This is a genomic window from Kitasatospora sp. GAS1066B, assembly GCF_041262605.1.
In the GTDB taxonomy this organism is placed as follows: Bacteria; Actinomycetota; Actinomycetes; order Streptomycetales; family Streptomycetaceae; genus Kitasatospora.
On sequence record NZ_JBGCCO010000067.1, the window covers coordinates 1 to 13,586 of the forward strand.

General features: G+C 71.5%; 11 protein-coding genes and 5 tRNA genes. 12 read left to right on the forward strand and 4 right to left on the reverse strand.

Features of this window, described 5'->3' with window-relative positions:
• Nucleotides 1-47: 47 nt before the first annotated feature.
• The 3 genes from ABH937_RS37570 to ABH937_RS37580 all read right to left on the reverse strand — a co-directional run bounded on the left by ABH937_RS37570 (nt 48) and on the right by ABH937_RS37580 (nt 4,819).
• Complete coding sequence (locus ABH937_RS37570) at nt 48-473, reverse strand: DUF742 domain-containing protein (RefSeq protein WP_280694962.1); 426 nt, start codon at nt 471-473, stop codon at nt 48-50.
• A gap of 100 nt (nt 474-573) precedes the next feature.
• A complete protein-coding gene (locus tag ABH937_RS37575) occupies nt 574-987 on the reverse strand; it encodes a roadblock/LC7 domain-containing protein (RefSeq protein ID WP_035797811.1) in 414 nt (137 codons plus the stop codon).
• Nucleotides 988-997: 10 nt separating this feature from the next.
• Entirely contained in the window at nt 998-4,819 is a 3,822-nt protein-coding gene (locus ABH937_RS37580; protein WP_370220809.1) for a nitrate- and nitrite sensing domain-containing protein, read from the reverse strand.
• 685 nt (nt 4,820-5,504) lie between these two features.
• Here ABH937_RS37580 and ABH937_RS37585 point away from each other — a divergent pair.
• From ABH937_RS37585 to ABH937_RS37620, 8 genes are all read left to right on the forward strand, one after another.
• Nucleotides 5,505-5,726 (forward strand): hypothetical protein, encoded by a 222-nt coding sequence (locus ABH937_RS37585; RefSeq protein WP_280694960.1) that lies wholly within the window; start codon nt 5,505-5,507, stop codon nt 5,724-5,726.
• Between the two features lie 176 nt (nt 5,727-5,902).
• Nucleotides 5,903-6,703 (forward strand): fumarylacetoacetate hydrolase family protein, encoded by an 801-nt coding sequence (locus tag ABH937_RS37590; RefSeq protein ID WP_370220810.1) that lies wholly within the window; start codon nt 5,903-5,905, stop codon nt 6,701-6,703.
• Entirely contained in the window at nt 6,696-8,231 is a 1,536-nt protein-coding gene (gene gltX, locus ABH937_RS37595) for a glutamate--tRNA ligase (protein WP_280694958.1), read from the forward strand. The genes ABH937_RS37590 and gltX overlap by 8 nt, the downstream gene beginning before the upstream one ends.
• Before the next feature lie 215 nt (nt 8,232-8,446).
• Nucleotides 8,447-8,518 (forward strand) — tRNA-Gln (locus tag ABH937_RS37600).
• Between the two features lie 38 nt (nt 8,519-8,556).
• Nucleotides 8,557-8,629, forward strand: a tRNA-Glu gene (locus tag ABH937_RS37605).
• Nucleotides 8,630-8,658: 29 nt separating this feature from the next.
• A tRNA-Glu gene (locus tag ABH937_RS37610) sits at nt 8,659-8,734 on the forward strand.
• 66 nt (nt 8,735-8,800) lie between these two features.
• A tRNA-Glu gene (locus tag ABH937_RS37615) sits at nt 8,801-8,876 on the forward strand.
• A 45-nt stretch (nt 8,877-8,921) separates the two neighbouring features.
• A tRNA-Gln gene (locus ABH937_RS37620) sits at nt 8,922-8,996 on the forward strand.
• 203 nt (nt 8,997-9,199) lie between these two features.
• On the opposite strand, the gene ABH937_RS37625 is transcribed toward ABH937_RS37620, so the two are convergent.
• Entirely contained in the window at nt 9,200-9,913 is a 714-nt protein-coding gene (locus tag ABH937_RS37625; RefSeq protein ID WP_035845980.1) for an IclR family transcriptional regulator, read from the reverse strand.
• Nucleotides 9,914-10,066: 153 nt separating this feature from the next.
• On the opposite strand from ABH937_RS37625, the gene leuC reads away from it, so the two are divergent.
• From leuC to ABH937_RS37645, 4 genes are all read left to right on the forward strand, one after another.
• On the forward strand, nt 10,067-11,503 hold the full coding sequence (gene leuC, locus ABH937_RS37630; protein WP_280694957.1) for a 3-isopropylmalate dehydratase large subunit: 1,437 nt from the start codon (nt 10,067-10,069) through the stop codon (nt 11,501-11,503).
• Between the two features lie 5 nt (nt 11,504-11,508).
• Nucleotides 11,509-12,105 carry a 3-isopropylmalate dehydratase small subunit gene (gene leuD, locus ABH937_RS37635; protein WP_370220811.1) on the forward strand — a complete coding sequence of 199 codons (597 nt, stop codon included), beginning with the start codon at nt 11,509-11,511 and terminating at the stop codon, nt 12,103-12,105.
• Nucleotides 12,106-12,295: 190 nt separating this feature from the next.
• The gene (locus tag ABH937_RS37640; RefSeq protein ID WP_370146880.1) at nt 12,296-12,643 is read left to right on the forward strand and encodes a hypothetical protein; all 348 of its coding nucleotides are present in this window, start codon (nt 12,296-12,298) and stop codon (nt 12,641-12,643) included.
• 133 nt (nt 12,644-12,776) lie between these two features.
• Nucleotides 12,777-13,433 (forward strand): HU family DNA-binding protein, encoded by a 657-nt coding sequence (locus tag ABH937_RS37645; protein WP_280694955.1) that lies wholly within the window; start codon nt 12,777-12,779, stop codon nt 13,431-13,433.
• Nucleotides 13,434-13,586 lie beyond the last annotated feature (153 nt).

Below are 13,586 nucleotides of genomic sequence, written 5' to 3' on the forward strand. Positions count from 1 at the left end.
CGACGACGATCTTCGCGGAGGTGGTGGCGCGGGTGGCGGCCGCGGGGCTAGAGCTTGCGAAGTCCACTGAGGACCCTTTCGAGCAGCGTGACGTCCGGCGTTCCGCCCGACTCACCGGCGGCGGCGGGCTGGTGGATGGCGACCAGGCCGGCCTCGGCGAGGTCGGCCACGAGGATCCGGGCCACCCCGAGCGGCACCTGGGCCAGGGCCGAGATCTCGGCCACCGACTTGACCTCCTGGCACAGCTGGACGATCCGCTGGTGCTCGGGCAGCAGGCCGCTGGTGCGGGCCGCGTTGCCGGTGGTCGAGATCAGGGCCTCGATGGCCAGCTGGTAGCGGGGCCGGGTACGACCACCGGTCATCGCGTACGGGCGAACCAGCGGCTGCTGCTCGTAGCCGCCGTTGTTCTGGTCGCCGTAGCCGGAGCCGTACCCGTTGCCGTACGAGCCGGCCGGTGTCGGGGGCGGGGTCATGCGGATCCTCCTTGCGCTGCGGCTGATATTGCGTCAGCTGTGGGGTAAGGCGCCGGGTCCGGTGGCTACCGGGCCCGGCGGAGGGTGACGTGAGTCCCGCTCAGTGCAGGAGGCTGCCCTGGAGTTCGGCGCGCAGGGCGGGGGTGAGGACGGCGCCGGCGCGGTCGACGAGCAGGGCCATCTCGTAGCCGACCAGGCCGATGTCGGAGTCGGGGGAGGCGAGGACGGCGAGGGAGGAGCCGTCGCTGACGGCCATCAGGAAGAGGAAGCCTCGTTCCATCTCGACGACGGTCTGGTTGACGTCGCCGCCCTCGAAGATCCGGCTGGCGCCGGAGGTCAGCGAGGTGAGGCCGGAGGCGACGGCGGCGAGCTGGTCGGCGCGGTCGCGGGGAAAGCCCTCGGACATGGCGAGCAGGAGCCCGTCGGCGGAGACCACCACCGTGTGCGACACCCCAGGGGTGTTGTCCACGAAATTGGTGATCAGCCAGTTCAGGTTCTGTGCGGCCTGACTCATCTGACTCAACTCAACGCTCCTGGTTCTCGGTGCCGAAGCCGTAGCCGCCGCGGCCGCCCGCGCCGAACGGGTCCGGCGCGGCAGAACGGTAGTCGCCCTGTGTCGGGTCGGCACCGGCGGGGCGCCCGGAACCGTCGAACTGCTGGCCCTGGCCCGGCATTCCCTGACCGCCGCCCTGCGAGCCCGGCAGGTTCTGGACCGGGATGCCCTGGGTCGCCTCGGCGCCGGCACGCCGGCCCTGCTGGATGCCACGGCGCAGGTTGGTCAGCCGGCCGCGGACCTCCTCCGGTGCCCGGGAGACCTGCGGACCGGTCAGCGGCGCCGCCTCGGCGGTGCCGGAGACCAGGTTCGCCTGCGGGGTGCGGCGGGGCAGCCCGGAGAGGGTGACCCCGTCCGAGGAGGGCTCGCGCACCTGCTCGGCGCGGCGCCAGCGCTCGTCGTTGGCGGACGGGCGCCACGGTGCGTCGCCCTGACCCGGGCCCTGGCCGGGACCGCCGAACGGCGTCCGACCCTGGCCCTGTCCCTGTTCCCGGCCCTGCTGCGCGGCCTGCTGCTCGTCGAACCCGGGCGCCGTGGTGCCGGGGCGCTGCGGCTGGTACGGCTGCTGCCGGCCCTGCTGCTGCTCGTTCACCTGGACCGAGGCCATCCGGTTGGCGCCGCCGTTGCGGAAGCCCTGCTCCTCGCCACGGCCGTCGCCGGCTGTCGCGCCGTGCTCGGGCGAGCGGCGCGGCGGCAGTGCCATCGGCTGCTGCTGGGCCGCGCCCTGATACGGCGCCGGCGGCTGGCTCAGCTGCTGCTGCGGCTGGTAACCGGCTTGGCGCGGCGCGGGGTTGGCCACGCTCGGCAGCACCGGCTCGACCAGGCCGAGGCCCAGCGGGTCGCGCGGGTCGATCTGGCTGGCCTCGAAGGCCGGCCGGGCGAACGGCGCGGCGCTCTCGACCGGGGCCGGTTCGGGCTTGCCCTGGCTGATCACCGGCTGCTGCGCGGTGGGCTGACCCTGCGGGTCGCCGACCGGCGCCTGCGGCCGGGCCATCGGCTGGCCGGGGCGCGCGGCCGGACGGCCCGCTGGCGCCTGGCGCGGCCGGCCCTGCTGGCCCGCCTGACCGGGCTGGCCGGCCGGACCAGGCCGACCCGGCATCGGCTGACCCTGACTCTGACCCTGACCCTGACCCTGACCCTGGCCCGGCATCGGCTGACCCTGGCCCGGCATCGGCTGGCCCTGGGCCGGCTGAGGCTGGCCGGGCCGCCGCTGCGGCAGGGCACCCGGACGCCCGTTCGGACCGACATCGCCGCGCACGCCGCTGCCCTGCGCCGGACCGTCGGCCCGACCGTGCTGCGGCTGCTCGCCGCGCCCGGGCGTACCACCGGGCGCACCGCCGGCCGCGGCGCCCTGCGGCGCCGGCCGGCCCGCCGGGTCCTGCGGGTTCTGGGCGCCGCGTCGCGGCAGCCCGGGGCCGCCCGCGGGCGCGCCCGGTCGCCGGGTGCCGCCCTGCTGCGGGGGCTGCTGACCGGCCGGCGCACTCTCGCGCAGCGACTGGCCGACCGCGCGGGTCGGCAGGCCGCCGCCCGCGGGAGCCGTCGGCGCACCGCCCTGGCCGGGACCCTGCGGGCCCTGGCCGAGCTGCGGCCGGCCGCCGGGAGCGCCGGCGGGGCCGCCACCCTGGCCGAGCGCCGGGGCCGGGCCACCGGGCAGCGTCCGCTGCTGGCGCGGCGTCGGAGCGACCCCGCGCTGGCCCCGACCCGGCTGGCCCTGGCCGGAGCCCTGGGCCTGACCCTGGCCCTGGCCGGCGCCGGGGCGCGCGGCGCGCCGGTCCGCGGAGTTGGTGACGTCGATCGGGAGCATGACCAGCGCCGTGGTGCCGCCGGAGTCGCTGGGACGCAGCTGGATCCGGATGCCGTGACGCAGCGAGAGGCGACCGACCACGAAGAGGCCCATCCGGCGGGAGACCGACACGTCCACCGTCGGCGGGTTCGCCAGCCGCTCGTTGATCTCGGCCAGGTCGTCGGGGGAGAGGCCGATGCCGGTGTCGTGGATCTCGATCAGCACCCGGCCGTCCGGCAGCGCGTGGCCGGTAACCCGGACCCTGGTCTGCGGGCTGGAGAACGAGGTCGCGTTCTCCAGCAGCTCGGCGAGCAGGTGGACGAGGTCGTTGACCACCCGGCCCGCCACCTCGGCGGACGGGACGGTGGCGAGTTCGATGCGCTCGTACTGCTCCACCTCGGAGGCGGCGGCGCGCAGCACGTCGACCAGCGGCACGGGCCTGGTCCACCGGCGGCCGGGGTCCTCACCGGCGAGCACCAGCAGGTTCTCGCCGTTGCGGCGCATGCGGGTCGCCAGGTGGTCCAGCTTGAAGAGGCTGGCCAGCTGGTCGGGATCGGCCTCGCGGCTCTCCAGCTCGGAGATCAGCGAGAGCTGACGCTGGATCAGACCCTGGCTGCGCCGCGAGAGGTTGGTGAACATCGAGTTGATGTTGCCGCGGAGCAGGGCCTGCTCGGCGGCCAGCCGGACCGCCTCGCTGTGCACCATGTCGAAGGCGTGCGCCACGTGACCGATCTCGTCGGTCGAGTTGACGCCGACCGGCTCCACCGTGACGTCCACATCGTGCGGGTCGGTCTCGGAGAGCGTCTTGACCAGTTCGGGCAGCCGCCGCTCGGCGACGTCCTCGGCCGCGTTCTGCAGCTTGGTCAGTCCGCGCACCATCGAGCGGGCCATCAGGGCGGCACCGAGCACGGCGACCAGCAGCACCAGCGCGACCACCACGCCGTTGAGGATCACGTCGTTGTCGGCCTGCGCCTGCAGCGACTGGGCCTCGCCCTTGAGCTCCTCGAGCAGCTGGCTCTCGATCGCGCGGTCGGTGTCGATCCGGACGCTGGCCTGCTCGTACCAGTCCTCGTAGGTGCGCGGGTCGGCCTGCTGGATGCCGTTGTTGCCCAGCACCTGGCCGGCGTAGCGGTCGGCCAGCTGGATGTTGGTGTTGTAGGTCTGGCGGGCGCGCAGCTTGAGGGCCGGGGTGATGCCGTAGATCGCGTTGAAGTTGGAGACCGCGTTGGAGTACGCGGTGCGCAGACGCAGGCCGAAGCTCTGGTCCGAGGGGGACATGTCGGCGGGCTGGCGGGCCAGCGCGGCGCTGATCAGGGCGCGCTGCTCGGAGCTGCTCTCCTTCTCCTCGGAGAACTGCTCCAGCGCGCGGGTGGCCTTGACCAGGTCGGGGTTGGAGGAGGCGAGCGCGATGTCCTGGCTGATCGACAGCAGATCCTTGATGATCGTGTCGTAACCGGTGATCGTCGCTTCGACGTTGTCGATGTTGCTGTAGGCGGTGTTGCGCGTGGTGGCGAGCAGCTCCATGTCGGTACGGACCTGCATCAGCAGCGAGTTGCCGCCGGACAGGTCCATGCCGTCGAAGCTGTCGGCACGCGCGTTGTACGCCTTGGTGGCCGCGTCGGTGGTGCTGCGCGCCGCGGTGACCTGGGAGTTCTGCTGGCTCGGGTTCTGGGTGAGCGGACCGGCGCTGACGTCGCGCTCGGTCTGCAGGGCGTCCGCCAGCGCGGTCGCCTTGACCGCCAGGTCGCTCAGGTTGCTCATCTGGGCCAGCTGCTGCGAGCTCTGTGCCGCGGTCTGGATGCGCAGGCCGCCGAAGACCAGCGCGACCACCACGGGGAGCAGCAGCAGGGCGATCAGGCGGGTCCGGATGCGCCAGTTGCGCATCCGGATCCGGCCGAAGCCGGTGGCGGATCGGCGGCGGGTCAGCGAGCCGCGCAGCCGGGCCCGCCCGCCCGCGTGCTCCTCGCCGCTGTCGTCGAGGTCCTCGACCTCGGGCTCGCCGCTGGTCAACCGGTCGCCCGGGATGGCGTCCGGCTCCGACTGCTGGGGGGCACCCAGGGGCTCGGGCGATTCCGGCTGGCCGGCCGCGGCGCCGCTACCCCTTTTGAAACGTCCCTGCACTGGCGTCGCAACCTCTGGACCGGGCGCCCCGCCGCGTTGCCACGGCCGGGGCGGTGTCGAGTTTCGATTTCGGCAGACCCGGCTGATCCGGGAATGCACGCGTGCCGCCGTGGGTAGCTCCTGTGCACTGCGCCGGGCCCGAGGGGCGGTCGGTGGATCGCGGTTCGCGGCGCTCGCAGTGTCAAGGAGGTTCACCTCCGGCGGTTCGTGGCATTCCAGCACAGCGCGGGAACTCCAACAAGGGGCGGGGTGGCGGCTGGGACGGGGCTACCGAGCGCGCGCGGGGTCTCACGGTGGGTGTGACGGAAGCCGCTAATACGGCTGTTTTCGGACAGTTGACCGCCGGCCGTTCGGATCGAGCCGCCCGGCAGGCTGTCCGCTATGCCGGTTAGTTCGGCTATGCCGGAATTTACTTCTTGGGTGAAATATCCAATTTGAGAGCGTTCGTCGGAAAATTGTGAGCAAACTCACAGGCCAATGTGTAGCTTTGGTCACGGCGTCTGTGGAATGAGGTCCCTACGCTGGCCCAGCTAGTCCCACCACCAGTCCTCCTTGAATAGAAGGTGCAGAACCGATGTCCCAGAGCCCGGTCAAGTCGGCCAGCAAGTCGACGCTCGTCGCCCGTTCGACGGCGAATCCGCGCCGGACCACCCTGGCGTCGCTGGAGGACTTCAGCCAGCTCCCCGGTGCCCGCGCCTCGCTCGAGCCGATCGAGTACAAGGCGGAGCTCCCGACCAGCACCGCCAACCCGCGCCGCACCGTGCTCATGACCGTCCCCGTGCAGCAGCAGGGCTGAGACCGACCGGTCTGAGCGCGGCCCCTTTCTTCTTCTTCTCGCGCCTCGCGGCTCCTGCCGCGGACCGCGCGAGAAGTCCCGAGGGCGCCGTCACCACTGGTGGCGGCGCCCTCGGCCGTAGTCCGGGCGATAGCCTGGAGCCGAATCGACGCCGCACCCCGAGAGGTTGCCCAACCGTGCGTATTGCCAGGTTCTCTGTCCGAGAAGGGGGAGCGGCCGCCGGTGGCGTCTCCTTCGGTGTGGTCGAGGGCGACACCGCCCAACCGGAGTCGCTGGTGGTGCACGCCATGGCCGGGCACCCCTTCGGCACCCCGCAACTGACCGGCGAGAGTCACCGGATCGACCAGGTCCGGCTGCTCACCCCGATGCTGCCCAGCAAGATCGTCGCGGTCGGCCGCAACTACGCGGCGCACGCCGCCGAGCTGGGCCACCAGGTACCCGAGGTCCCGCTGACCTTCTTCAAGCCCTCCACCGCGGTGATCGGCCCCACCGAGTCGATCGCCTACCCGCCGTTCTCCAGCGACGTGCAGCACGAGGCGGAACTGGCCGTGGTGATCGGCCGGATGTGCCGCGAGGTCCCGGTGGACCGGGTGCCCGAGGTGGTCTTCGGCTACACCTGCGCCAACGACGTGACCGCGCGCGACGTCCAGCAGCGCGAGGGCCAGTGGGCCCGGGCCAAGGGCTTCGACACCTCCTGCCCGCTCGGGCCGTGGATCGAGACCGAGTTGGACCCGGCGGACCTGGCGATCACCTGCACGGTCAACGGCGAGCTGCGCCAGGCCGGGCGGACCTCCCAGCTGATCCGCGGCGTCGCCGAGTTGATCGCGCACATCTCCGAGGCCATGACGCTGCTCCCGGGTGACGTCATCCTCACCGGCACCCCCGCGGGCGTCGGACCCCTGAACGTCGGCGACCAGGTCGCCGTCTCCATCGAAGGCATCGGCACTCTCACCAACAAGGTGATCAAGCGTGGCTAACTCCACCGCGCCGGGGGCGACCCCGGCCACCCCGGACAAGGATCCGTCCGTCCGGGTCCGCTTCTGTCCCTCCCCGACCGGCAACCCGCACGTCGGGCTGGTCCGCACCGCCCTGTTCAACTGGGCGTTCGCCCGCCACCACGGCGGCACCATGGTGTTCCGGATCGAGGACACCGACGCGGCCCGGGACTCCGAGGACTCCTACAACCAGCTGCTCGACGCCATGCGTTGGCTCGGCTTCGACTGGGACGAGGGCCCCGAGGTCGGCGGCCCGCACGCGCCCTACCGGCAGTCCCAGCGGATGGACGTCTACGCCGACGTGGCCCGCCGGCTGCACGAGGCCGGGCACGCCTACGAGTGCTTCTGCAGCACCGAGGAGTTGGACGCCCGCCGCGAGGCGGCCCGCGCGGCCGGCCTGCCCTCCGGCTACGACGGCCTGTGCCGCACGCTGACCGACGAGCAGAAGGCGATCTTCCGGGCCGAGGGTCGGCAGCCGATCCTGCGCTTCAGGATGCCCGACCACACCATCGTCTTCGAGGACCTGGTGCGCGGCACCCTCAGCTTCGAGCCCAAGGACGTGCCGGACTACGGCATCGTGCGGGCCAACGGCGCCCCGCTCTACACCCTGGTCAACCCGGTGGACGACGCCCTGATGGGCATCACCCACGTGTTGCGCGGCGAGGACCTGCTCTCCTCGACGCCCCGTCAGATCGCCCTGTACGCGGCGCTGGCGGAGATCGGCGTGGGCAGCGGCGCGACCCCGAGCTTCGGCCACCTGCCGTACGTCATGGGCGAGGGCAACAAGAAGCTCTCCAAGCGTGACCCGCAGGCCAGCCTCAACCTCTACCGGGAGCGCGGCTTCCTGCCCGAGGGCCTGCTCAACTACCTGGCACTGCTGGGCTGGTCGCTGGCCGAGGACCGGGACCGGTTCTCCATGGCGGAGATGGTCGAGGCCTTCGACATCGCCAAGGTGAACGCCAACCCGGCCCGCTTCGACCTGAAGAAGTGCGAGTCGATCAACGCCGACCACCTGCGGCTGCTCTCGCCCGAGGACTTCGCCCACCGCCTGGTGCCCTACCTGCAGCGGGCCGAGCTGCTGCCGGCCGAGCCGACCGCGGCCCAGCTGGAGCTGCTCGCCAAGGCCGCGCCGCTGACCCAGGAGCGGATGGTGGTGCTCTCCGAGGTGGTCGACATGCTCGGCTTCCTCTTCGTCGACCCGAGCGCGTTCACGGTCGACCCGGCCGACGCGGCCAAGGCGCTGACCGCCGACGCCCGCCCGGTCCTGGCGGCCAGCATCAAGGCCCTGGAGGAGCTCGGGGAGTTCAGCCCCGAGCCGATCCAGGCCGCGCTGCGCGAGGCCCTGGTGGAGGGTCTGGGCATCAAGCCCAAGTTCGCCTTCACCCCGCTGCGGGTGGCCGTCACCGGTCGCCGGATCTCCCCGCCGCTCTTCGAGTCGATGGAGCTGCTCGGCCGCCGTGAGACGCTGCGCCGCCTCACGGCCGCGCTGGACGCGCTGCCGAGCGCCTGACGGCGCGTCGGGCCTGGTCACGGCGAGCCGCTGTGACCAGGCCCGACTCCGGGCCTGCGGTTATCGATTTTGGAGCGGGGCCACGCGTCGGGTAATGTTCTTTCTGCGCCGCCCGGGAGGGCAACGGCGAGGGACCAGAAGCCTCACCGAGAACCACCCCACGGCCCACGGCGCGATCATCGAGCAAGACTCCTGGTCAAGGGGTTGCGTTCTGATGGGGTATGGTGTAATTGGCAGCACGAGTGATTCTGGTTCATTTAGTCTAGGTTCGAGTCCTGGTACCCCAGCGCAGTACGAGCACCACCGCGGTTCAGCAGTACCGCAAGCCCCCGTTGTGTAGCGGCCTAGCACGCTGCCCTCTCACGGCAGTAGCGCCGGTTCGAATCCGGTCGGGGGTACGCAATGCAGATAGAAGCGCATAGCAGGAGCCCCCGTTGTGTAGCGGCCTAGCACGCTGCCCTCTCACGGCAGTAGCGCCGGTTCGAATCCGGTCGGGGGTACCAGATCCTTCATCAGGCACCATCCGGATGCTCAACTCCCCGGAGGCGTCGAAGCAGGATCGCCAGTTTGCCCCCGTTGTGTAGCGGCCTAGCACGCTGCCCTCTCACGGCAGTAGCGCCGGTTCGAATCCGGTCGGGGGTACCAAGCAGTTCGGCCGGTGGCCCAAGCAGCCATCGGCTTGATTGCTGTTGGGGTATGGTGTAATTGGCAGCACGAGTGATTCTGGTTCATTTAGTCTAGGTTCGAGTCCTGGTACCCCAGCCAGTGGCAGTGTTCGATAGTAGGCGGGCCCCCGGTGATCCGGGGGCCTTTCGCTTTTCCGGGCGCTGCTTTCCGGTGCTGCTTTCCGGGTGCTGCTTTCCGGGTGCTGCTTTCCGGGCGGGGCCCTCCGAGCACCGCCGATAGCGAATACGGGCCGCACACCAGATCTGGTGTGCGGCCCGTATTCGCTATCGGCGGGAGCGGGTTCAGCCCCGGCGGAGGGCATCGGTGAGCCGGTTGGCGGCCTCGATGATGGCCTGGGCGTGCAGGCGGCCCGGGTGGCGGGTCAGGCGCTCGATCGGCCCGGAGACCGAGACGGCGGCCACCACGCGGTTGGAGGGGCCGCGGACGGGCGCGGAGACGGACGCGACGCCCGGCTCCCGCTCGCCGATCGACTGGGCCCAGCCGCGGCGCCTGACGCCGCTCAGCGCGGTGGCGGTGAAGCGGGCGCCCTGCAGGCCGCGGTGCAGCCGCTCGGGCTCCTCCCAGGCGAGCAGGACCTGGGCGGCCGAGCCGGCCTTCATCGGCAGGGTGCTGCCGACCGGGACGGTGTCCCGCAGGCCGGAGAGCCGCTCGGCGGCGGCGACGCAGATCCGCATCTCGCCCTGGCGGCGGTAGAGCTGTGCGCTCTCGCCGGTGACGTCGCGCAGGTGGGTCAGGACCGGGCCCGCGGTGGCGAGCAGCCGGTCCTCGCCCGCCGCGGCGGAGAGTTCGGCGAGTCGGGGGCCGAGGATGAACCGGCCCTGCATGTCCCTGGTGACCAGGCGGTGGTGTTCGAGTGCGACGGCGAGTCGGTGGGCGGTGGGTCGCGCCAAACCGGTGGCGGCGACCAGCCCCGCCAACGTGGCGGGGCCCGACTCCAGTGCGCTGAGCACCAGAGCGGCCTTGTCGAGAACGCCGACGCCGCTAGTGTTGTCCATACGTCGATACTGCAGTCTCAGTGGGCGAGACGCAAGTTCAATCTCGCTGGAAACGGTCCACCCTGGATGGAGCAGCCCGGGTGGACACCGCTCGGGAACGGGCACCCCAACGACACGATCAGGCCGGCAGAGCGGCCGGCTGGAGGGAACGCGATGGGACGGACACTGGCAGAGAAGGTCTGGAACGACCACGTGGTGCGGCGCGCGGAGGGCGAGCCCGACCTGCTCTACATCGACCTGCATCTGCTGCACGAGGTGACCAGCCCGCAGGCCTTCGACGGCCTGCGGTTGGCCGGGCGCCCGGTCCGCCGGACCGATCTCACGATCGCCACCGAGGACCACAACACCCCGACGCTGGACATCGACAAGCCCATCGCCGACCCGGTCTCCAAGGTGCAGTTGGAGACGCTGCGCCGCAACGCGGCCGAGTTCGGGGTCCGGATCCACTCGCTGGGCGATGTCGAGCAGGGCGTCGTCCACGTGGTGGGCCCCCAGCTGGGACTGACCCAGCCGGGCATGACCGTGGTCTGCGGCGACTCCCACACCTCCACCCACGGCGCCTTCGGCGCGCTGGCGTTCGGCATCGGCACCAGCCAGGTCGAGCACGTGCTGGCCACCCAGACGCTGCCGCTGGCCCCGTTCAGGACCATGGCGATCACCGTCGAGGGCGAGCTGCCGGACGGCGTGACCGCCAAGGACCTGATCCTGGCGATCATCACCAGGATCGGCACCGGCGGCGGCCAGGGCTACGTCCTGGAGTACCGCGGCTCGGCGATCCGCGCGCTCTCCATGGAAGCCCGGATGACCGTCTGCAACATGTCCATCGAGGCGGGCGCCCGGGCCGGCATGATCGCCCCCGACGCCACCACCTTCGACTACCTGCAGGGCCGGCCGCACGCCCCCCAGGGCGAGGACTGGGACGCCGCCGTGGCGTACTGGCAGACCCTGGCCACCGACGAGGACGCGGTCTTCGACGCCGAGATCTTCATCGACGCCACCGAGCTGACCCCGTTCGTCACCTGGGGCACCAACCCGGGCCAGGGCGCGCCGCTCGGCGCCTCGGTGCCGGACCCGGCCTCGTTCGCCGACCCGCAGGAGCGCACCGCCGCCGAGAACGCGCTGGCGTACATGGGCCTGACGGCCGGCACCCCGCTGCGCGAGGTACCGGTCGACGCGGTCTTCGTCGGCTCCTGCACCAACGGCCGGATCGAGGACCTGCGGGCCGCCGCCGCGATCCTGGACGGCCGCCGGGTCGCCGAGGGCGTGCGGATGCTGGTGGTCCCCGGCTCGGTCCGGGTGGCGCTGCAGGCCGTCGAGGAGGGCCTGGACAAGGTCTTCACCGCCGCCGGCGCCGAATGGCGCCACGCCGGTTGCTCGATGTGCCTGGGCATGAACCCCGACCAGTTGGCCCCCGGCGAGCGCTGCGCCTCCACCTCGAACCGCAACTTCGAGGGCCGCCAGGGCAAGGGGGGCCGCACCCACCTGGTGTCGCCTCAGGTCGCCGCCGCCACCGCGGTGCTGGGCCACCTGGCCGCTCCGTCCGACCTGACTGTCAACCGTGCCGCCGGCACCGCCGCCCTGGAGGTCTGAGCGCGATGGAGAAGTTCACCACCCACACCGGTCGCGCCGTTCCGCTGCGCCGCAGCAACGTCGACACCGACCAGATCATCCCCGCCCATTGGCTCAAGAAGGTCACCCGCTCGGGTTTCGAGGACGGACTCTTCGAAGCCTGGCGCAAGGACGAGTCGTTCATCCTCAACCAGCCCGAGCGCCGCGGCGCCTCGGTCCTGGTGGCCGGTCCTGAGTTCGGTACCGGATCGTCGCGCGAGCACGCGGTCTGGGCGCTGCAGAACTACGGCTTCCAGGCCGTGATCTCCTCCCGGTTCGCCGATATCTTCCGCGGCAACTCGCTGAAGAACGGGCTGCTCACGGTGGTTCTGCCGCAGCAGACGGTGGAGCGGCTCTGGGCGTTGACCGAGGCCGATCCGAACGCCGAGATCACCGTCGACCTCGAGGCCCGCGAGGTGCGCGCCGAGGGCGTGACGGCCTCCTTCGAGCTGGACGAGAACGCGCGTTGGCGACTGCTCAACGGGCTGGACGACATCAGCATCACGCTGCGGAACGCTGATGACATCGCCGCCTTCGAGACGACCCGGCCGGCCTTCAAGCCGCGCACCCAGCCGGTCTCCTGAGCGCCCGCATTACCCCCGCGCAACCGATGGCCCGCCCCCTTCCCGGGGGGCGGGCCATCGTTCGTCGCACCCCCGTCGCGGGGGGGAGTTCCGTCCTGACAGTGTGTGAGACGGGGCAAGATACCGCCCCGGATTTGCCGGAAGACGGGGCCGACGCGTCGCAACTCCGAACGGATGGCACAATCAAGGCATGCACCGGCACCACGAACCTCCGTACGCGGGCGGCGATCCCGCGTCGTCGGAGTTCGTGGCCCGGGAAGCCGAGAGTCGAATTGACGATCGGCCGGACGACGAGACCTCGGTCGCTGAGGTACCGGACGACCCGGAAGTCGCGGCGCTCTACGCGCTTGTGGCAGAGCGGTTGAAGCAGGCTCACGCGCGCGTCCACGCGCTGCACGTGTCCGCGGAAGCAAAGACCGCTCTCACCCGGCAACTGTTGATCGTCACCGAGACCGCCAAGCGCGATCTCCCGGCGGCGGCACGGCGGTTGGCACGCTTTGTGCAGGACCTCGACGAGGGGCGCCCGCCCGTCGGCTGAGGTCGCAGACGCGCAAATCCATTGCGACACTAGGGTGATTCGCGCGTTTGGTAATTGAAAGTCCGCAAATAGATGCCTAACGTGCGAATTGAACGGATGGAATCATCCGGCGCCCGTTTCTGAAGGGGAAGACGTGAACAAGGCTCAGCTTGTCGAAGCGGTGGCCGAGCAGCTGGGTGGTCGCAAGGCTGCCGCAGAGGCCGTCGACGCAGTGCTCGACACCATGGTGCGTGCCGTTGTGGCCGGTGACCGGGTTTCGGTCACCGGGTTCGGCACCTTCGAGAAGGTGGAGCGCTCCGCGCGCTTCGCCCGTAACCCGCAGACCGGCGAGCGGGTCAAGGTCAAGAAGACCTCGGTGCCGCGCTTCCGTCCCGGCCAGGGCTTCAAGGACCTGGTCAGCGGCAGCAAGAAGCTGCCGAAGGACGGCCCCTCGGTCAAGAAGGCCCCCAAGGGCTCGCTGACCCCGGGCAAGAGCGGCACCACCGCCGCCGTGAAGCGCGCCGCCACCAAGCGGTCCGCCGCTGCCGCCGAGGCTGCTCCGGTCAAGAAGACCGCGGCGAAGAAGGCCACCACGGCTGCCAAGAAGGCGACCACCGCCAAGACGACCGCGGCGAAGAAGACCACCACGGCTGCCAAGAAGGCGACCACCGCCAAGACGACCGCGGCGAAGAAGACCACCACCGCCAAGAAGGCGACCGCTACCGCGAAGACGGCCGCGGCGAAGAAGACCGCTCCGGCGAAGAAGACCGCCACCCGCAAGACCACGGCCCGCAAGACCGCCGCGAAGTAGTCGCGTCGGAGCGGCCCGGGCCTCAGCCGGCCCCGGCCGTGGGCTTTCTGGCGGTCCGTCAGGACCGAGCACAGCCGCGGGGGGGGGGGGGGGGGGCGCGGGGCGGGGGGGGCCCGGGGCGGGGCGGGGGGGGGGCGGCGGGGGCGGGGGGGA